The following is an 18820-nucleotide window of genomic DNA, read 5'->3' as shown; positions in this document are numbered from 1 at the left end:
GCGGCGCCCTCCTCGGACCGGCGCCGCGCCCTGTTCCGGACCGGGGCCGGGGGAGGGGCGGGGCCCGGGGGGCAATTCTGGAAAAACGGTCTGTTGCCGGAACTCCGGGGGAGGGTATCTCCTCTTCATCCGTGCGGGAACCACGATGTGGTAAATGCGTGTACCACCGAGGGCTGAACAGCGTTCCGCGCGTCTCACGGGAGGTCCCATGGCTCGTCCGGCTGCATCGGCACCGGCAGCGCGGCACTACCTGATGTGTCGGCCGACCTATTTCGCGATCGAATACGCCATCAACCCCTGGATGGACCCGGCGGCGGGAGTGGACAGGGAAAGGGCGATCCGGCAATGGGAGGGGCTGCGCGACCTCTACCTCCGCCTCGGGCACCGGGTCAGCGAGATCGAGCCCGTCGACGGCCTGCCGGACATGGTCTTCGCGGCCAACGGCGCCCTGGTCGTGGACGGCCGGGTCTACGGCGCGCGCTTCGCCAGCGCCGAGCGCACCCCCGAGGGCCCGGCCTACCTGGACTGGTTCCGCAAGGCGGGCTACACCGAGACCCGTGAGCCCAAGCACGTCAACGAGGGGGAGGGGGACTTCGTCACCCTGGACGACGTGGTCCTGGCCGCCACCGGGTTCCGTACCGAGGCCGCCGCGCACCAGGAGGCCGAGCGCTTCCTCGGACGCCCCGTCGTCACCCTGCAACTGGTCGACCCGCGCTTCTACCACCTGGACACCGCGCTGTTCGCGCTCTCGGGCCGAGAGGTCGCCTACTACCCGGGGGCCTTCTCCGAGGGGAGCCGCCAGGTGCTGCGGGCGCTCTACCCGGACGCGCTGCTGGCCACGGAGGAGGACGCGGCGGTGCTCGGCCTCAACGCCGTCTGCGCGGGGAACGACATCGTCGTCGCCGCGGAGGCTACGGCCCTCGCCGACCGCCTGAGGGAGCTCGGCCGGACCGTCCACCCGGTCGAGATGGACGAGCTGCGCAAGGCCGGGGGCGGCGCCAAGTGCTGCACCCTGGAACTGCGCGACACGCCCGACCCGGTGTGACGGGCGCGGCCGGGTCCCGCGCACCCGTGCGCGGCGCCCGGCCGCCCGCACCGGCCCGGTGTGGGAAATACCACCGCGGGCCGACGGCGGTCCGCCCGTCGCCACAGGTCACGCATGCGCGGGCCGCCGGCGCCCCGCGGGGCGGGCGGCGCGTGTGACAAGCGGCCCTGGACCCGCGCCCCCGCCGCAATAAAGTCTGGGGTCGTGAAGACCACACAGCGCAGACTTCCGCGACGGATCAGGGAACAGCAGATGATCGACGCCGCGGTGACGGCGTTCTCCCGTGGCGACTACCACTCCGTCAGGGTGGAGGAGATCGCCGAGGCGGCCGGCACCTCCAAGCCCACGGTGTACCACTACCTGGGCTCGAAGGAGGGGATCTTCACGGCCTGCGTGCACAGGGAGGGCGAGCGGCTCATCGCCGCGATCCGGGAGGCGGTCCACGACCCCCGGGCCCGCTCCGGGGAGGACCCCCTGCGCCGGGGCATGCACGCCTTCTTCACCTTCGTGACCGGGAACCGTGAGAGCTGGACCGTCCTGTACCGGCGCGCCGCCGTCCAGGGGGAGCCGTTCGCCGCGGAGGCCACGCGCATGAGGGACCGGGTCATGGACGAGGTCGCCGGCCTCATCACCAGCTGCACCGGAGGCCTCCTGGACGAGCACGGCGCCAAGGACGCGCAGCTCCTGGCCCGCATCGCCGTCAGCACGGCCGACGCCTACGCCGACTGGCTCCTGGACCACCCGGAGGAGAGCCCCGACGCCATGGCCGGGCACGTCACCGAGCTCACCTGGTCGCACCTGCGGGCCCGGCGCGCGGCCACCGCGCCCTGAGGGAGGCCCCGAGCCCCGTCCGGGCCCGGGACCGTCCGCCCGCGGTCAGCGCAGCGCGCTCATCACGTGCTTGACCCGGGTGTAGTCCTCCAGGCTGTACGCCGACAGGTCCTTGCCGTAGCCCGAGTGCTTGAACCCGCCGTGGGGCATCTCCGACACCAGCTCCCCGTGGCTGTTGATCCACACCGCGCCGAAGTCCAGCTCACCGCTGACGCGCAGGGCGCGCCCGTGGTCGGCCGTCCACACGGACGAGGCCAGTCCCTGCTCCACGCCGTTGGCCAGCCCGACCGCCTCCTCCTCGGTGGCGAACCGCTGGACGGTGACGACGGGGCCGAAGACCTCCTCGCGCACGATCTCGTCGTCGGCCCGGAGCCCGGACACGACGGTGGGCGCCAGGAAGAACCCCTCCCCGCCCACGCGGTGCCCGCCGGTCTCCACGACCGCGTGCCCGGGCAGCCGTTCCAGGAGCCCGGTGACCCGGGCGAACTGGTCGGCGTTGTTGAGCGGGCCGAAGTCGGAGGGCTGGTCCGAGGGGCGCCCCGTGACCTGTGCGGCAGCCCGTGCGGTCAGTTCGGAGACGAACGCGTCGTGGACGCCCTCGTGCACCAGGACCCGGGTGGCGGCGGTGCAGTCCTGGCCCGCGTTGAGGAAGGCCCCCGCCACCACCCCCGCGGCGGCGCCGGCCGGGTCGGCGTCGTCGAAGACCAGGACCGGGGCGTTGCCGCCCAGCTCCAGGTGCAGCAGCTTCAGGTCGGCGGAGGCCGCCCGTGCCACCTGCACGCCCGCGCGGGTGGAGCCGGTGATCGACACCAGCCGCGCCGCCGGGTGCTCCACCAGCAGGCGGCCGGTGTCGCGGTCGCCCACGACCGCGTTGAGCACGCCCGGGGGCAGGACCTCCGCGGCGGCCTCGGCGAGCATGACGGTGGTGGTCGGCGTGGTCTCGGCGGGCTTGAGCACCACGGTGTTCCCGGCGGCCAGGGCCGGCCCGATCTTCCACACCGCCATCATCAGGGGGTAGTTCCACGGGGTGATGCCCACGCACACGCCCACGGGCTCGCGGCGGATCCACGAGGTGTGCCCCTCCAGGTACTCGGCCGCCGCCCGCCCCTCCAGGTGGCGCGCGGCCCCGGCGAAGAACCGCAGGGTGTCCACACAGAACGGGATCTCCTCGTCGAGCACGGACGCGCGGGGTTTGCCGGTCTCACGGCACTCGGCGTCGGCGAACTCCCCGGCCCGGGCGGCCAGGGCGTCGGCGAGGGCCAGGAGGGCGTCCTGGCGGCGGGCGGGGGTACCGCCCCGGCGCCAGAGCCGGAAGGCCCGGGCGGAGGAGGACACGGCGGCCTCCACCTCCCCGGGGCCGAAGACCCCGGACCTGCCCGCGACCTCTCCCGTCACGGGGTCGACCAGGTCCTGGACGCGCCCGTCCGCGGGCGCCAGGGGTTCTCCGTCGACGAAGCCGGGCAGTGTGTCGAACTCGTGGATGCGCATGGTGTCCTCGCGTCGGTTGCGGTGGTGTCGGGAGGCCGGGAGCCGGGCCGACCGGTGGCTGCGCGCCGTCCGGTCGGCCCGCCCGCCCGGCGGGCCGGGCCAGGGCGGCGGAGGCCCTACCCGTCCAGGTGGGTGGGGGCGAACAGCCCCAGCACCATGGGCAGCACGACCACGTTCGGGCCGGGCCGGGACAGGGCGGCGGACAGGTCCTCGCGCAGCCGCTCCGGGGAGGTCCGGGTGGCGGGCACCCCGAACGCCCCGGCCAGGGCCACGAAGTCCGGTCGGGCCAGCTCGGTGTGGGTGGCCTCCCCGAACGACGACTCCATGTACTCGCGCAGGATGCCGTAGCCGCCGTCGTCCACGACCAGCCACGTCACGTCCAGGTCGTGCTGGCGGGCCGTGGCCAGCTCGGCGACCGAGTACATCGCGCCCCCGTCCCCGGAGACGGCCAGAACCGGGCCGCGCCCGGCCGCCGCGGCGCCCAGGGCGGCGGGGAACCCGTACCCCAGGCCCCCCGACCCCTGCGCGGAGTACGCACCGCCCCCGCGCGGGTCCCACGCGGACCACGCCCAGTAGGCCAGCATCGTCATGTCCCAGAAGCTGGGCGCCCCGTCGGGCAGGGCCTCCCGCACGGCCGCCAGCACGGCGCGCTCCGCTGCCAGGTCCTGCGCGTCCAGGCGGGCGGCCACAGCGGCCTTCACGGACGCCACCTCCCCTTCCACGGCCGGGTCGGCGGGACGGCGGGTCACCGCCTCCGCGAGGCCGGCGAGGGTTGAGGCCGCGTCGCCGTGCACACCGAGCGCGGGGTGGTTGGACTCCAGCTTGCCCAGGTCGGCCTCGACCTGGACCACGCGGCCCCGGGGCGCGAACGTGTGGTAGTTGCTGGACAGCTCGCCCAGCCCCGAACCCACCACGAGCAGGACGTCGGCCCCCTCCAGGTAGTCGGTGGTGTGCCGGTCCTCGATCCACGACTGGAGGGAGAGCGGGTGGTCCCAGGGGAAGGCGTCCTTGCCCCCGAAGGTGGTGGCCACCGGAGCCCGGAGGGCCTCGGCCAGGGCGACCAGCGCGTCCCGCCCCCCGGAGCGGCTCACCCCGCCCCCGGCCAGGATCCTCGGGCGCCGGGCCCCGTCCAGCAGGCGGGCCGCCTCGGCCACCAGTTCGGCGCGCGGCGTGAGCGGGACCGGGGCCGGGTCCACGTCCTCCACCGGGGGCACCACGGTCGGCTCCAGCAGCACGTCCTGCGGGATCTCCACCAGGACGGGACCGGCCGGGGCGCTCGCCGCGGCCCGCCAGGCCCCGGCCAGGGCCGAGGGGATCTGCGAGGCGTGCCGCACCGTGAACGCCGTCTTGGTGACGTTGGCGAAGCTCGCGGACTGCTCGGGCAGCTCGTGCAGGTACCCGTGGCGCCCGCCCCCCAGGCCCGCGCGCGGGACCTGGCTGCTGATCACCAGGACCGGGGCGCTGGACGCCCGGGACTCCTGGAGGGAGGCCAGCGTGAGCAGTGCCCCGGGCCCGGTGGAGACCAGCAGCGGTGTCACCTCGCCGGTGAGCCGGGCGTGCCCGTCGGCGGCGAAGGCTGCGTTGTTCTCGACCCGGCTGGAGACGAACCTCAGCCCCGGGGCCCGGCGCAGCGCGTCGAACAGCCCCAGCGCGTGCTGGCCGGGGATGCCGAAGGCCACCCGCGCGCCGAGCGCGGTGAGCGTCTCGGTGACCAGGTCCCCGCCGTTGCGCGGAGCTCCCATGGGCTCAGGCTCCCGTCGTGTGGTGGAGGGCCAGGACGCTGACCAGGTCGTAGGCCACGTGCGAGGCCGCGGTGGCGGTGATCTGCGCGTGGTCGTAGGCGGGGGCGACCTCCACCACGTCCGCGCCCACGAGGTTGCAGGCGGCCAGGCCGCGCAGGATCTCCAGCAGTTCGCGGCTGGTCAGGCCGCCCGCCTCCGGGGTGCCGGTGCCGGGCGCGTGCGCGGGGTCGAGCACGTCGATGTCCACCGACACGTACAGGGGGCGGTTGCCGATGCGCTGGCGCAGCGCGTCGGCGATCTCGTCCACGCCCTTGCGCATCACGTCGGCCGAGGTGACGATGCCGAACCCGAACCGGCGGTCGTCCTCCAGGTCCTTCTTGCCGTAGAGGGGGCCGCGGGTTCCCACGTGGCAGATGGCCTCGGTGTCGAGGATGCCCTCCTCCACGGCGCGCCGGAACGGGGTGCCGTGGGTGTAGGGCTCGCCGAAGTAGGTGTCCCAGGTGTCCAGGTGGGCGTCGAAGTGCACCATCGCGATCGGCCCGTGCACGCGGTGCAGCGAGCGCAGCAGGGGCAGGGCGATGGTGTGGTCACCGCCCAGGGTGACCAGGCGCGTTCCCTCCCGCACGAACCGGGAGGCGCCCTCGTCCAGGGTCTCCACGGCGTCGCCGATGGAGAACGGGTTGACCGCGATGTCCCCGGCGTCGACGACCTGCGCGTGCGCGAACGGGGACACGTCCAGGCCCGGGTTGTAGGGGCGCAGCAGGCGGCTGGCCTCACGGATGGCGGAGGGGCCGAAGCGGGCGCCGGGGCGGTAGGAGACCCCGGTGTCGAAGGGGACGCCGACCACGGCGATGTCGGCCTTCTCGACCTGGTCGATGCGGGGGAGGCGGGCGAAGGTCGCCGGCCCGGCGAAGCGCGGTACGAGGCTGGAGTCGGTGGGTCCGATCGGTGCGTTCATCGCGTGGTCCGGTCCTTCTCGTCGTCGGTGCGGCCGGTGGGGGCCGCGGTCGGTGCGGTCGGTCGGTGCGGGTCAGCCGTCCCGGGGCGCGGGCGCGTCCACGGCGGCCGGTGCGGCCCCGGCCCCCTCCGGTGCGTCGTCGCCGCGCAGGCGGCTCTGCCAGGCGGCCAGGACGGCCGGGTCCGTCGGCGGGGTCAGCAGGCTCACGGCCACGTACACCACCAGGGCGGTGCCGAGCCCCACGTAGATCGGCTCGTTGGCGAGCATCCCGGTCAGGGCCATGGTGACGATGACGGCCACCGACCCGGTGAGCATGGAGGCCAGGGCGCCCGCGCGGGTGCCGCGCTTCCACACCAGGCCGCCCAGGATGGCGACCAGCAGGCCGCCCACGAGCACGTTGTAGGCCAGGGTCAGCGCCGCGACGACGTCGTCGACGGCCAGGGAGACGCCGATGGTCGCGGCGCCCAGGACCAGGGTGAAGACGCGGTTGGAGGCGACCTCGTCGCGGTTCCCGCCCCCGTGGGAGGCCCCGCCGCGCCCGAACAGGCGGCGGACCTGGGGCCACAGGTCGGTGGACGTCACCGTGGAGCAGGCGATGAGGGCGCCGCTGGCGGTGGACATCACGGCGGACAGCGCGGCGGCGATCACCAGGCCGGCGAGGCCCACGGGCAGGGTCGCGTCGACCATCAGGGTGAACGCGTCGTCGGGGTTGGCCAGGTCCGGGAAGAGAACGGCCGCCGCGGTGCCGATGAGGGCCCCGCACACGCCGTAGACCAGGCAGTAGACACCCGCGCCGATGCCGCCGACCCTGGCGACCCGGTCGTCGCGGCCGGTGAACACGCGCTGCCAGATGTCCTGGCCGATGAGCAGGCCGAGCGAGTAGATGACGAAGTAGGTCAGGATCGTCTCCCCGCCGATGGCGGTGGGACTGAAGTAGGAGGGGTCCAGGGACTCGCGCATCCCGGAGAAGCCGCCCGCCGACCAGATCGCCACCGGCGTCAGGATGAGGACGAGCCCGATGGTCTTGATGGCGAACTGGGCCATGTCGGTCATGGTCACCGACCACATGCCGCCCATCGTGGAGTACAGGACCACGATGGAGCCGCCCAGGATGATCGCCACCGCGCGCGGGAGCTCGAAGAGGCCGCTGAAGATGGTGGAGAACGCCAGGGTGGAGGGCACCGTCAGCATGAAGGTGTAACCCCACATGACCAGGCCCGACACCACCCGCGAGTTGCCGCCGTAGCGCAGGTCCAGCATCTCGGAGACGGTGAAGACCCGCAGCCGCGAGATGCGCTTGGCGAAGAACAGGTGCAGCGCGAGGATGCCGACGCCGATGGCGACGACCAGCCAGGCGCCGGAGACGCCGTAGGTGTATCCCAGGCCGATGCCGCCGACGGTGGAGGCGCCGCCGAGCACGACCGCGGCCATGGTGCCCGCATACATCAGCGGACCCAGGCGGCGTCCGGCGACCAGGTAGTCGGACTTGCTGGTGGCGCGGCGCATGCCCCACCAGCCGAGGGCGACCATACCCAGGAGATAGGCGGCGATCACCGCGAGGTCGACGGTCATGGCACTCCAAATGTGGACGCGGGGGTACGGGGGAGTGAACAGCGGCGACATTGACACAGGTCACACGGACTTCGGACAGACTAGGCAGCGTCTCGACTACGCTCCAGTGGACGAACCGCACCGTCAAACCTCCTTGTATGTGCGAACCATCCAGAAAGTGCGGTCGGCGCACCCCTGTGCGCAACACGGGGGACACGAGGCACCCGGCGCCGGAACCTGCGGCGCGGGGCGGGGAGAAGGGGAACGCCGTGGCAGACCGGGCCCGACGCACCGACGTCCACACAGTGCCGCTGAGCGTGGTCACGGGCCGCCGCGACCTGGCGCTGGCCACCGTCGTCGAGGCGGGCGACCCGGGGATCGCCTGGGCCGTGGTCAGCGAGCTGACGGACCCCTCCGCCTACCTGCGCGGCGGGGAACTCCTGCTCACGGCGGGGGTCAACCTGCCCCGAACCGCCGCCGGCCTGCGCGCCTACGTCGACGCCGTGGTCGGCGCCGGGGTCAGCGCGGTCGGCTTCGGAGTCACCCCCGTCCACGACACCGTCCCCGCGGGCCTGGTCGAGCAGTGCCACGCGCGCGGACTGCCGCTGGTCGCGGTCCCCCGCCCCACCCCGTTCGCCGCCGTCAGCCAGGCCGTCGGCGCGGAGCTGGAGGAGCGGCGGCTGCGCGACCTGCGCCGCCTCGGGGAGGCGCACCAGGCACTGGCCCTGGCCGTCACCGCCGACGCGCCGGTGGACCGCGTCCTGAGGGTGCTCGCCGAGGCCCTCGGAGGGTGGGCGCTGCTCGCCCGCGTCCCGCCCGGGGCCCCGGACGCCGGGACCCCGGCCGCGTCCGGGGAGGCCGCACCGGCGCGGACGGGGGCCGCCGCCGGTGGACGGCACGCGACGCCGGGCGCGCCCCGGGACCTGGACCCCGACCTCCACGGGCTCGTCGCCCGGCTCACCCTCCCGCACGGTCCCCGCAGCGCCAAGGCGCGGTACGGCGCGGACGAGGTCTTCCTGCACACCGTCGGCTCGCCCCCCGACGACCACGGGGTGGTCCTGGTGGGGCGCCCCGACCCCCTCGGCATCACCGACCGCGCGGTCCTGCGCACCGCGACCGCGCTGCTCGACCTCCTCGCGCGCACCGACCGGGGCGCCCCGCCCGCCCCGGGCCGCCTCCTCACCGCCCTGCTGCTGGACGGAGGGGTCGCCGAGGAGGCCCTGCCCCTGCTCGCCGGGCTCACCGGGGGCGGGGACGGCCACGCCGGCGCCTACCGCGTCCTGCACGCCCTTCCCGCCGACCGGGGGCGGCACACCGCTCCCGCCGGCCTGCCCCTGGACACCCGGGTCCTGGACGCCGCCCCCGGCCCGCCGGGACTGCTGCGCGCAGTCCTCGCGGACCGCGGCGACGCCGCGCACCGGGAAGGGCTGGACCTGCTCCTGCTCCACGGGTGGATCGGCGTGCTGAGCGGCCCGGTCTCCCCCGAGGAGCTGTCCTCCGCCGACCGCGCGGCGGCCTCCCTCCTCCCCCGCGCCCGCGCGGCCGGGGGCCCGCTGCTGTGGGAGGAGGACACCGACCCCTTCGAGGCCCTCCTGGACCCGCTGGGCGCGGACGCGCTCGCACGCGGCGTCCTGGGGCCGCTCGCCGAGGACACCGCTCCCGCGGGGCTCCTGCGCGCGACCCTGCGGGCCTGGCTCACCCGCCACGGCAACTGGGACCGGGCCGCGGCCGACCTCGGAGCCCACCGCAACAGCGTCCGCTACCGGATCGGCAGGATCGAGCGGGACCTGGGAGTGGACCTGGCCGACGCCGAGCAGCGCATGCGCCTGTGGTTCGCGCTCACCCGGTGGCGGCCAGGCCCCTGACCGCGCTCCCGGGACCTCCGCCGCGCTCCGGTCCGGGCCCGGCCGCACGTGCGGATGCGCGACGCGCACGCACGTGCACGGGCCCGGACCGGCCCCTCCCACCTGCCCTCGCCCGTGCGGGCGTGGCCGCTTCCGGCCAATTCCCCGATTCGGGGTGCGCGGTGCCCGATCCTGGTCGCGCACATCGTCGTCCCGGCGGGGGCAGCGGCTGCCATGTGCGGCGTACGGACCCGGTTTTCGCTGGGAAAGCGGAAGTTGTGCGCCGACCACGGTTCCGAATCGTGCGCGTGTTCCGGTTCCCTCACCCTGTCGGGGCTCAGCCTGGACACTTGGTATCTCCGTAGCGAACCCGAAGTCAGGGGGCCACATGTCGTTTCCTCCGCTGGACACGGCCCTGCCCGCCGGGGCCGATGCCCGCGAGCACGCGCTCATGCTCAGACGGGTGCACGAGGCCTCGCTCACCGGGCGTCCCGCGCCCGCGCCGCTGCGCCCCGTGATCGAGGACTCCTGGGGAAGGATGCGCGGCTTCGGCATCGACCCCGACAGTGCGCCGCCCCCGCGGGTGGCGCGCGTGGACGAGCTCCAGCGCAACCGCGACGCCTCCCCGATCGCGGCGGTCCTCCCGCTGATCCGCCGGTCCCTCGTCTCGGTCGCGGACGAGGCCGACCACATCATGCTGGTCGCCGACTCCGCCGGGCAGGTCCTGTGGCGCGAGGGCTCGCACCGCATGCGGTCGGTCGGCGACAGGGTGGGGCTGGTCGAGGGCGCGTACTGGAACGAGGGCAGCACGGGCACCAACGCCATCGGCACGGCCCTGGTCGTGGGACGTCCCGTGCAGGTCTACTCGGCCGAACACTTCGTCCGGAGCCTGCACACCCTCACCTGTGCCTGCGCCCCGATCCACGACCCCCGCGACGGGCGCCTGCTCGGCGCCATCGACGTGACCGGTCCCGTCTCCACCATCCACCCCGCGACGCTGGCGCTGGTCAGCGCGGTCGCCCAGCTCGCCGAGGCCCACCTCCAGGGGATCCACCACACGCATCTGGAGCGGCTGCGCTCGGTGGCGGCGCCCCTGCTGGCCGGGATGAGCGAGCGCGCCCTGGTCGTGGACGACGCCGGGTGGACGGCCGCCGCCGTCCACATGGAGCCGGTCCGCAGGGTCCTGCTGCCCACGCAGCGGGACACGGGGACGGCCTGGCTCCCCGCACTGGGGGAGTGCGCGCTGGAGCCCCTGCCCGGGGGCTGGCTGGTGCGCCCCCGGCCGGAGCGGGAGAGCGGCGGGGCCACGGTCACCCTGGACCTGACCCGTTCCGCCCCCACGGTGGCGGTCGCCGGGGCCAGCGGGGAGTGGACGCACCGGCTGACGCCGCGCCACGCGGAACTGCTCCTGCTGCTGGCCGGCCACCGCGAGGGGCGTACGGGCGCACAGCTGTCGCAGGCCGTGTTCGGCGCGGGAGGCCACGTCGTGACCGTGCGGGCCGAGCTGTCGCGCCTGCGCCGGCACCTGGGCGGCATCATCGAGAGCCGCCCCTACCGGTTCAGCGAGGAGGTCCTGGTACGGGTCGTCGCCCCGCCCGCCCCGACCGACCTGCTGCCCGGGTCGGTGGCGCCCGGCGTCCGGGACCTCCGCGAGGCACTGAGGTCGGGCGACCGCTCGGTTGCTCTGCGCGATCTTCTCGCAACCTAGTGCAACCGTTGCGCCCCGTTCCCGGGTGCGGTGGACTGTGCTTGCGCGGCCCCGGCCGGGGCGGTCGCCGGGCCGGAGAGGGCACGGCGACCGGAGTATCGGTCCACCGGCGCGTTCACGACCTTCGGGCCTTGAGGGGGGCCACGGGGAGGGAAGTACGCGCTGCGGGGCCCAGGCGGTCGTTCGGGGTATCGGGGGAGAGCCCGAGGCCGCCGCGCGACGCGGCGGGACGTCCCCCGAGGTGGTCTCCTCCGGGACGTCCCGCCGCGCACCACGGGGGCGCGGGCGCGCCGGAGCCCTAGTCGAGGGCCTCCTCGACGTTCTCCGCCTTCTCCGTCCCGGGTTCCTCGCCGCCGGGCTCCCGTTCCCCGGCGTCCTCGGCCGCGGGGGAGCACTGGAAGCAGTCCATGGTGAAGACCTGCTCGCCGTCGACGCTCCCGGTGAAGCTCCCGGGAAGGCTGTCGTCGCCCGCCTCCCGCTCGGCCAGCGCCCCGCGCAGGAGGCGCCCCTCGAACACCGCCCGCGCGCCGTCCTCGGTCTCGCCGGTGCAGTGGACCTCCAGCCGGCCGCCGCGGGGCTCGGGGGAGGCGGACGCCTCGTACCCCTCCGTGCCGGCGGTCCGGTTCGGGCCCGGGGCCACGGAGGCGGCCGGGGAGGCGGCCGGGTCTCCCTGCGGGCGGCTGCCGCAGATCAGGCCCCCCGGGACGGGGTGTCCCTCGCGGGCGAAGGCGCGCTCGGCTCCCGGCCGCAGTGCCGTCGCGGACAGGGCGTCGGCCGCCTGCTCCAGTTCGACCCGCGCCGCGTCGGCCTCCGCGTCGTGCGCCCCGCCGGGGGAGCAGGACGTGGCGAGCACCCCGCCCAGGACGAGGACGGCCAGCGGGACGAGGACGGTGGTCGAGCGGACTCTCATGGCTTCCCCCTGGAATGTCGGGCCGGGCGGCGGCCCCACGGACCCGCGTGCCCCATGCGACCAATGTCGCTGATGGGAAAGATGGGGCCTATGTCCGACTCGGAGGAGAAGCGTGAACAGTTCCTCATATTCTCGTCATCCCCCCGTGAGTCGACCGCGGGGGATGGGTAGCCACGATGAGGACGATTCGGGATGAAGGAGACGGGGGGGTCGGTGTGGCGAACAGCACGGAAGGCCCTTCCCCCCGGACCCGGGGCCGTGGGCTGGGCTACACTCAGCACATTTACCGAACCGTGCTCACCCACGGCTCGACCGACCCGACCGTCTCACCCGACCCCCGCGGCCCAGCCGCCACAGGGGCACCGTGTGAACCATGGGGGCACGACGGGCGTCGTACCGGAAGACCGCACCCGGGTCCCGGCCGACACCCTGCCGGCCCCTCAGACCGTCCTTCCTTCGGAGGTGGACCGTGTCCGCTGACCACCGAGAGCAGCAGCCCGCGCAACAGGGCTCGCGCATCGACCCCCACGTCGGCCGCTACGCACGTCGAGCACAGGGAATGGTCGCATCGGAGGTCCGGGCACTCTTCGCGGTGGCCTCCAGGCCGGAGGTGGTCTCCCTCGCCGGGGGAATGCCCAACGTCTCCGCCCTCCCCCTCGACCAGATCGGAGAGCTCGTCAAGGACGTCGTCTCCGAGGAGGGCACGGCCGCACTCCAGTACGGATCGGCCCAGGGCGACCCCGTCCTGCGCGAGCAGCTCTGCGAGTACATGGCCCTGGAGGGCGTCACCGCCAGCCCCGAGAACGTCATCGTCACCGTCGGCTCCCAGCAGGCCCTCGACCTCCTCACCCGCGTGTTCGTCGACCCGGGCGACATCGTCCTCACCGAGGCCCCCACCTACGTCACCGCGATCAACACCTTCGCCGCCTTCCAGGCCGACATCCGGCACGTGGCGATGGACGACCAGGGCGTCATCCCCTCCGACCTGGAGGAGGCGCTCGTCCGGGCCGAGCTGGACGGCCGCCCGGTCAAGTTCTTCTACACCGTCCCCAACTTCCAGAACCCGGCCGGGATCACCATGAGCGCCGAGCGGCGCGCCCAGGTGGTCGCGGCCTGCGAGCGCCACGACGTGCTCATCGTCGAGGACAACCCCTACGGCCTCCTCCGCTACGACGGCGAACCCGAGCCCACCCTGTACTCGCAGAGCGAGGGCAACGTCGTCTACCTCGGATCGCTCTCCAAGACCTTCTCCCCGGGACTGCGCATCGGCTGGGCGCTCGCGCCCGCCGCCGTGCGCGCCAAGCTCGTCCTGGCCGCGGAGTCGGCGATGCTCAGCCACTCGACGTTCAACCAGCTGGTCGTGCGCCGCTACCTCAACACCTTCCCGTGGCGTGAGCAGATCAAGGCGTTCAACTCCATGTACGGCGAGCGCCGCGACGCGATGCTCAACGCGCTGACCGCGATGATGCCCGCCGGGTGCACCTGGACCAGGCCCGAGGGCGGGTTCTTCGTGTGGGCCACCCTGCCCGAGGGCATCGACGCCAAGGCGATGCTGCCCCGCGCCGTCGCCGAGCGGGTCGCCTACGTCCCCGGCACCGGCTTCTACGCCGACGGCCGCGGGCGCGACAGCATGCGCCTCAGCTTCTGCTACCCCACGCCCGAGCAGATCCGGGAGGGCGTGCGACGCCTCGTCGGCGCCATCGAGGGGGAGGTCGACCTGCGTGATACGTTCGGCACCACCCTGGCCCCGAGCACCGAGGGCCACCAGTCGCCGGCCCCCGACCTGCCCTGACACCCCCGAGCAAGGCACCAAGCACCATGACCGCAGCACAGAAGGAGGTTGGCGCCGTGGCCGACCTTGACCGTGTCCTCGTTCTCGCCGGGGGCCTGTCCCCCGAACACGAGGTGAGCGTCCACTCCGGGCGCAGCGTCGCCGAGGCGCTCCGCCGACTGGACGTGGAGGTCCAGGTCGCCGACGTCGACTCCACCCTGCTCGACCGGCTCTCCGACGACCCGCCGCAGGTCGTCTTCCCCGTCCTGCACGGGTCCGCCGGCGAGGACGGCGCCATCCGGGAGGTCCTGGAACTGGTCGGGGTGCCCTACGTGGGCGCCCGGCCCTCCGCCTGCCGCCTGGCCTACTCCAAGCCCGCGGCCAAGGCCCTGCTCGCCGAGCAGGGCGTGCGGGTGCCGCGCGGCGCGGCGCTGCCCAAGTCGGCGTTCCACGACCTGGGGGCCCCGGCCCTGCTCGACCGGCTCGCCGAGCGCCTGGGCCTGCCGCTGTTCGTCAAGCCGGACAGGGGCGGGTCGGCCTTCGGCGCCGCCCCGGTGACGTCGGTGCAGGGCCTGTCCACCGCCCTGGTCTCCTGCTTCGCCTACAGCGACTCGGCCCTGGTCGAGGAGCAGGTCCAGGGCACCGAGCTCGCCGTGGGGGTCCTGGACACGGGCGACGGTCCGGTGGCCCTGCCGCCGGTGGAGATCGTGCCGGACGGCGGGGTCTACGACTACGCCGCCCGCTACACCGCCGGCCGCACGGAGTTCTTCTGCCCGGCCCGCCTGGACGCGGAAGCCCTGGCCGCGGCCGCGGAGGTGGCGCTGACCGCGCACCGCGTCCTGGGGCTGCGGGACTTCTCCCGCACCGACCTCATCGTGGGGGCGGACGGCCGGGCCACCTTCCTGGAGACCAACGTCGCCCCGGGGCTGACCGAGACCTCCACGTTCCCGATGGCGGCGGCCGCCGCCGGGCTGGACTTCGCGGTCGTGTGCCGCGAACTCGCCCACCAGGCGCTGCTGCGGCACTGACCGGAGCCGCCCGGCGGACGCGGGGCGCCCTTGCGGCGCCCGAACCCGCCGACCCGATCGGAACAGCACGCCCGAACGCCCGGCCGGGGCACCCCGGCCGGGCGTTCGGGCGTGCGCGGCCGCCGGGCGGCACGGCCTCCGTCCCGCACCCGGGCCGCCGGCCCGGGGCCCGTGGGCGCGGACCGGTGCCGTCACGCCGCCCCGCGCCCGGCGGGGTCTCCCACGCCTCAGGACCGGGGGACCCCCAGAGCCCGTTCGAGCACGTCGCGCACGGTGGCGCGAAGCAGGTCCACCTTGTACCCGGTGGAGGGGAGCGGGGAGCACAGCGAGGCCAGGTCCGCGAGGGCGTCCTCCGCCTCCGGGCCCAGCGCGCGCCCCGGAAGGGCGCCGACCAGGGCGGACTCCACGCCTGGCAGCCTCAGCGGGGTGCGTGCCACCCCGCCGACGGCCACGGCCGCCCGGGTCACCGGTCCGGCGCCGTCCACGCCGCAGTCCAGCCGCGCCACCGCCTCCACCAGCGGCCACTCCGAGCGGGAGCGTCCCGTCGCCCTCCTGTGGGAGGAGCGCTCGCCCCGCACCGGAACCGGCAGGGAGACCGACACCAGCACCCGGCCCGGCGCCAGCACGTGGTCCCGGGCGGGGTCCGCCCCGTCGTACAGGTCGGCCACCGGCCTCTCCTCCGGCTGCGTGGAGCCGGCCCCCGCGACCAGCACCGTCGCGTCGTGCGCCAGCAGGGCGACCGCCAGCGACGAGGGGTGCGGGGCCACGCACGGCCCCTGGTCCACGACCACCCCGTACAGGTGGTCGCCCGAACGGGCGGGGCAGGAGTCACCGCCCGTCTGGAAGCAGTCGAAGGCCGGGTTGCGCAGGTACCAGCAGCGGTTGCGCTGCAACAGGTTCCCACCCAGGGTCGCCGCGTCGCGTACCTGCGGGGTGGCCAGGACCCGCGCCACGGCGGCCAGCGCCGGGTAGGCGTCGGCCAGCCCCGGGTCCCCGGCCAGTTCGCCGACGCCCGTCAGGGCGCCCACCCGGGCCGATCCGTCGGGGAGCCAGTCCACCCCGCGCAGCTCGCCGACGCCGGACAGGTCGACCACCGGCGCGGAGCCGATGACCCCCGATCCCAGGCAGGCGGTCAGGTCGGTTCCCCCGGCGCGCGGGAGCGCGCCCGTGCCGTCCAGTCCGGACAGCGCCTCGTCCAGGGTCGCGGGTCGTGTGACGGTGATCATCGCAGTCCTTCGATCAGTCGGTCCGGACGGACGGGCAGCTCGTGCGGCCGCCAGCCGGTGGCGTCGTGCACGGCGTTGGCCAGGGCTGCGGCGACGCCGACGACCGACACCTCTCCCAGGCCGATCCCGCCGCCGGGGACGTGCTCGAACCCCTCCTCGTGGAAGTACACCTCGGTCTCGGGCACGTCCCCCGGCCCCGGGATCCGGTAGTCCTCCATGTTGTCGGTGAGCGTCACCCCTGTGGCGGGGTCGTGGCGCCGCTCCTCGAACAGCGCGTACCCGACCCCCTGGACGACCGCGCCCTCGCACTGGTTGCGGGCCAGCCGTTCGGCGTAGACGCGGCCGGCGGCGATCCCGGCCCAGCAGCGGGTGGGCTGCACCCGGCCCAGCAGGGTGTCCACCTCCACCTCCATCACGTGCACCGCGCCGCTGAGGCCCCGGCCCAGGGCCAGGTCGTCGGCCATGTTCGGGGAGAGCTGGCCCCAGCGGTCCAGGCCGCGCCCGCCCTCCACGCGCACGCCCTCGGCCGCGGTGAGGGCCTCCTTGAACGCGTGCTCGGGGACCGGGCCGACGGCGGGGACCGAGGGGGAGCGCTCCCGCAGGGCGTCGCGCAGCCGGTCGGCGGCCTGCACAGCGGCGGGCCCCATCGACGTGGTGGTGCGCGAACCGTACGACCCGGTGCCGTGCACCGGCCCGCTGCGCCCGATCTCCACCCGCAGGTCCGAGGCGGGCACGCCCAGCCTGTCGGCGACGGCCCCGGCGAGCACCGTGCGGATCCCGGTGCCGATGTCCTGGGTGGACGATCGCACCACCAACGAGCCGTCCTCCACCGAGAGCTCGACCCTGGCCTGCGGCCCGAGGAGGTAGAGCCAGCTCGCGGCGGCCACCCCCACTCCGTGCCGGAAGCGGCCGGAGCGGGGGCCGCGCGGCCGGTCCCGCCACAGGTCCAGTTTTGCGGCCCGCGCGTACAGGGCGCGCCGCTTGGGGTTGCCGTCCCAGCGGGCGCGCAGCGCCAGCGGGTCCTCGCCCAACCGGTGCGCCATCATGTCGACGGCCTGCTCCAGCGCCCACGCCATGGGCGGTCCGCCAGGGCCGCGCATGGGCATGCCGGGGGGCAGGTTGGTGACCACGTCGAAGTCGCGGACCCGCCGGGGCGAGCGGCCGTACATCATGAAGGCGAGCGCGGCGGCGGAGGAGCCGACCGACACCCCTCCCTCGCCACGGGAGTCCACGCTCATCGCGGCCAGGTCCCCGTTCCGGTCGGCGAGCAGCGCCACCCGGGTGCGGGCCGCGGGCCGGTGCCCGGCGTCGGTCAGCTCCTCCGCGCGGTCGAACGCGACCCGTACCGGCGCGCGGGCGGCCCTGGCCAGCTCCACCGACGCCACGATGTCGGCGGAGAGGGCGTTCTTGGCGCCGAACCCGCCGCCGACGTACTCGCTGACGACGTGCACCCGGTCCAGGGGCAGGCCCCAGTGCTTCGCGGCGCGTTCCGCGGTCTTGGCCACGGCCTGTGTGGACACGCGCAGGTACAGGTCGCCCCCCGGCTCCCAGGAGGCCACGCACACGTGCGGTTCCAGGGGGTTGTGCGCCTGCGAGGCGGTCGTGAACTCCCCGGAGACCAGGAGCGGGTCACTTGCCCGCGCGGCCCGGCGCAGCCTGCGCACGGCGGTGGGACCGCGCCAGCTCAGGGTGCCGGGACCGCGCAGGTTGCCCTCCCACCGGGCCGGAGGGGTCGGGGCCTCGCCGTAGCTGGGGGCGGCGGCCCGCTCGGCCCGGGTCGGGTAGAGGACCGGGGCCCCGGGCGCCCGGGCGGCCTCGGCGTCGAGCACGGCCGGGAGCGGGTCGTAGTCGACCCGGACGGCGGCCGCGGCCGCCCGGGCGCCGGCGGAGGTCGGCGCGGCGACGGCGGCGATCGGCTGGCCGACGTAGCGGACGGTGCGGTCCTCCCCGAGCAGGTCGGTGAACACGGGTGCGGTTCCGGAGGCTGCGGCGGTGTCCTCCGGGGCGTCCCCGGTGCGCGCGGCGCCCGGGTCGACGGCGCGCACGCGGGCGTGGGCGTGGGTCGAGCGGACGATCACCCCCTCCCAGTGGCCGTGCGGAGCCAGGTCGGCGCTGAACCGCGCCCGTCCGGTCACCTTGTCGACGGCGTCGCGGCGGGGGGGCTCCCGGTCCGGCCGGGAGTCGAACTCCCCGGCGCAGGCGGCGGCGACGGCGGCGAAGATCCCCTCGTAGGCGCCGCAGCGGCACAGGTGGCCGGACAGCGCTTCGGCGATCGTGTCGCGGTCGGGCCGGGTGTCGCCGTGGTCCGCCCGCCAGGTGTCGACGAAGACCGAGGCGGAGACGACGAACCCCGGGGTGCAGTATCCGCACTGGAGCGCGTCGTGCGCCGCGAAGGCGTACTGGACGGGGTGGGTGCCGCCGAGGCCCTCGACCGTCGTGACGGTGCGGCCCGCCAGGCGGTCGGAGGGCAGGAGGCAGGAGACGGTGGGGGAGCCGTCGACGAGGATCGTGCAGGCGCCGCACACTCCGCCGCCGCAGGCGATCTTGGTGCCGGTGAGGCCGAGGCGGTCGCGCACGTGCTCGGCGGTGCTGGTCTCGGGGTCGACGGGTGCGGGATGCCGTGCGCCGTTGACCGTGACGTGGTCCATGGGTGTCCGTCCCTGGTGCGCATGAAAGTTGTCAATGTCAACTTAGGGTGGCTCTGCCGGGCTGTCAACG

At 75.0% G+C, this 18820-nt stretch carries 13 protein-coding genes; 6 read left to right on the top strand and 7 right to left on the bottom strand.

All coding sequences use genetic code 11. The features are described 5' to 3' along the window. Positions 1 to 208: 208 nt before the first annotated feature. Entirely contained in the window at positions 209 to 1045 is an 837-nt protein-coding gene (ddaH, locus tag OUQ99_RS15990; protein ID WP_267944548.1) for a dimethylargininase, read from the top strand. Positions 1046 to 1249: 204 nt separating this feature from the next. Then, positions 1250 to 1876: a TetR/AcrR family transcriptional regulator gene (locus tag OUQ99_RS15985; protein ID WP_267944547.1), complete on the top strand. Its 627-nt coding sequence runs from the start codon at positions 1250 to 1252 to the stop codon at positions 1874 to 1876. 45 nt (positions 1877 to 1921) lie between these two features. On the opposite strand, the gene OUQ99_RS15980 is transcribed toward OUQ99_RS15985, so the two are convergent. The 4 genes from OUQ99_RS15980 to OUQ99_RS15965 all read right to left on the bottom strand — a co-directional run bounded on the left by OUQ99_RS15980 (position 1922) and on the right by OUQ99_RS15965 (position 7636). Beyond that, complete coding sequence (locus OUQ99_RS15980; protein ID WP_267944546.1) at positions 1922 to 3364, bottom strand: aminobutyraldehyde dehydrogenase; 1443 nt, start codon at positions 3362 to 3364, stop codon at positions 1922 to 1924. Positions 3365 to 3480: 116 nt separating this feature from the next. Next, positions 3481 to 5106 carry a thiamine pyrophosphate-binding protein gene (locus tag OUQ99_RS15975; protein ID WP_267944545.1) on the bottom strand — a complete coding sequence of 542 codons (1626 nt, stop codon included), beginning with the start codon at positions 5104 to 5106 and terminating at the stop codon, positions 3481 to 3483. 4 nt (positions 5107 to 5110) lie between these two features. Then, on the bottom strand, positions 5111 to 6064 hold the full coding sequence (gene speB / locus OUQ99_RS15970; protein ID WP_267944544.1) for an agmatinase: 954 nt from the start codon (positions 6062 to 6064) through the stop codon (positions 5111 to 5113). 72 nt (positions 6065 to 6136) lie between these two features. Further along, complete coding sequence (locus OUQ99_RS15965; RefSeq protein WP_267944543.1) at positions 6137 to 7636, bottom strand: sodium:solute symporter; 1500 nt, start codon at positions 7634 to 7636, stop codon at positions 6137 to 6139. A gap of 248 nt (positions 7637 to 7884) precedes the next feature. On the opposite strand from OUQ99_RS15965, the gene OUQ99_RS15960 reads away from it, so the two are divergent. Together OUQ99_RS15960 and OUQ99_RS15955 are read left to right on the top strand one after the other, a co-directional pair. Then, a complete protein-coding gene (locus OUQ99_RS15960) occupies positions 7885 to 9480 on the top strand; it encodes a PucR family transcriptional regulator (protein WP_267944542.1) in 1596 nt (531 codons plus the stop codon). Between the two features lie 367 nt (positions 9481 to 9847). Continuing rightward, positions 9848 to 11167 (top strand): helix-turn-helix domain-containing protein, encoded by a 1320-nt coding sequence (locus OUQ99_RS15955; protein WP_267944541.1) that lies wholly within the window; start codon positions 9848 to 9850, stop codon positions 11165 to 11167. A gap of 298 nt (positions 11168 to 11465) precedes the next feature. Here OUQ99_RS15955 and OUQ99_RS15950 read toward each other — a convergent pair whose 3' ends face one another. Further along, positions 11466 to 12077, bottom strand: coding sequence for a hypothetical protein (locus tag OUQ99_RS15950; protein ID WP_267944540.1), 612 nt, complete (start codon positions 12075 to 12077; stop codon positions 11466 to 11468). Between the two features lie 559 nt (positions 12078 to 12636). Between OUQ99_RS15950 and OUQ99_RS15945 the strand changes: the two genes are divergently transcribed. Both OUQ99_RS15945 and OUQ99_RS15940 read left to right on the top strand, forming a co-directional pair. Beyond that, positions 12637 to 13869 carry a PLP-dependent aminotransferase family protein gene (locus OUQ99_RS15945; protein ID WP_267950402.1) on the top strand — a complete coding sequence of 411 codons (1233 nt, stop codon included), beginning with the start codon at positions 12637 to 12639 and terminating at the stop codon, positions 13867 to 13869. 56 nt (positions 13870 to 13925) lie between these two features. Continuing rightward, a complete protein-coding gene (locus tag OUQ99_RS15940; protein ID WP_267944539.1) occupies positions 13926 to 14876 on the top strand; it encodes a D-alanine--D-alanine ligase family protein in 951 nt (316 codons plus the stop codon). 227 nt (positions 14877 to 15103) lie between these two features. On the opposite strand, the gene OUQ99_RS15935 is transcribed toward OUQ99_RS15940, so the two are convergent. Together OUQ99_RS15935 and OUQ99_RS15930 are read right to left on the bottom strand one after the other, a co-directional pair. Then, complete coding sequence (locus OUQ99_RS15935) at positions 15104 to 16102, bottom strand: FAD binding domain-containing protein (RefSeq protein WP_267944538.1); 999 nt, start codon at positions 16100 to 16102, stop codon at positions 15104 to 15106. Next, a complete protein-coding gene (locus OUQ99_RS15930; RefSeq protein WP_267944537.1) occupies positions 16099 to 18750 on the bottom strand; it encodes a molybdopterin-dependent oxidoreductase in 2652 nt (883 codons plus the stop codon). Before OUQ99_RS15930 ends, OUQ99_RS15935 begins: the two co-directional genes overlap by 4 nt. Positions 18751 to 18820: the final 70 nt, after the last annotated feature.

Source organism: Streptomonospora nanhaiensis, from assembly GCF_026642255.1.
Lineage (GTDB): Bacteria > Actinomycetota > Actinomycetes > Streptosporangiales > Streptosporangiaceae > Nocardiopsis > Nocardiopsis tropica.
The sequence above is the reverse complement of the archived record's forward strand: the minus strand, read 5'-3'. Positions and strand labels throughout refer to the sequence as shown.

Excerpts from the sequence above, each read along its gene's own strand:
- ddaH (WP_267944548.1), top strand. The coding sequence starts at position 209 with ATGGCTCGTCCGGCTGCATCGGCACCGGCAGCGCGGCACTACCTGATG.
- OUQ99_RS15980 (WP_267944546.1), bottom strand. The coding sequence starts at position 3,364 with ATGCGCATCCACGAGTTCGACACACTGCCCGGCTTCGTCGACGGAGAA.
- OUQ99_RS15975 (WP_267944545.1), bottom strand. The coding sequence starts at position 5,106 with ATGGGAGCTCCGCGCAACGGCGGGGACCTGGTCACCGAGACGCTCACC.
- speB (WP_267944544.1), bottom strand. The coding sequence starts at position 6,064 with ATGAACGCACCGATCGGACCCACCGACTCCAGCCTCGTACCGCGCTTC.
- OUQ99_RS15965 (WP_267944543.1), bottom strand. The coding sequence starts at position 7,636 with ATGACCGTCGACCTCGCGGTGATCGCCGCCTATCTCCTGGGTATGGTC.
- OUQ99_RS15955 (WP_267944541.1), top strand. The coding sequence starts at position 9,848 with ATGTCGTTTCCTCCGCTGGACACGGCCCTGCCCGCCGGGGCCGATGCC.
- OUQ99_RS15950 (WP_267944540.1), bottom strand. The coding sequence starts at position 12,077 with ATGAGAGTCCGCTCGACCACCGTCCTCGTCCCGCTGGCCGTCCTCGTC.
- OUQ99_RS15945 (WP_267950402.1), top strand. The coding sequence starts at position 12,637 with ATGGTCGCATCGGAGGTCCGGGCACTCTTCGCGGTGGCCTCCAGGCCG.
- OUQ99_RS15935 (WP_267944538.1), bottom strand. The coding sequence starts at position 16,102 with ATGATCACCGTCACACGACCCGCGACCCTGGACGAGGCGCTGTCCGGA.
- OUQ99_RS15930 (WP_267944537.1), bottom strand. The coding sequence starts at position 18,750 with ATGGACCACGTCACGGTCAACGGCGCACGGCATCCCGCACCCGTCGAC.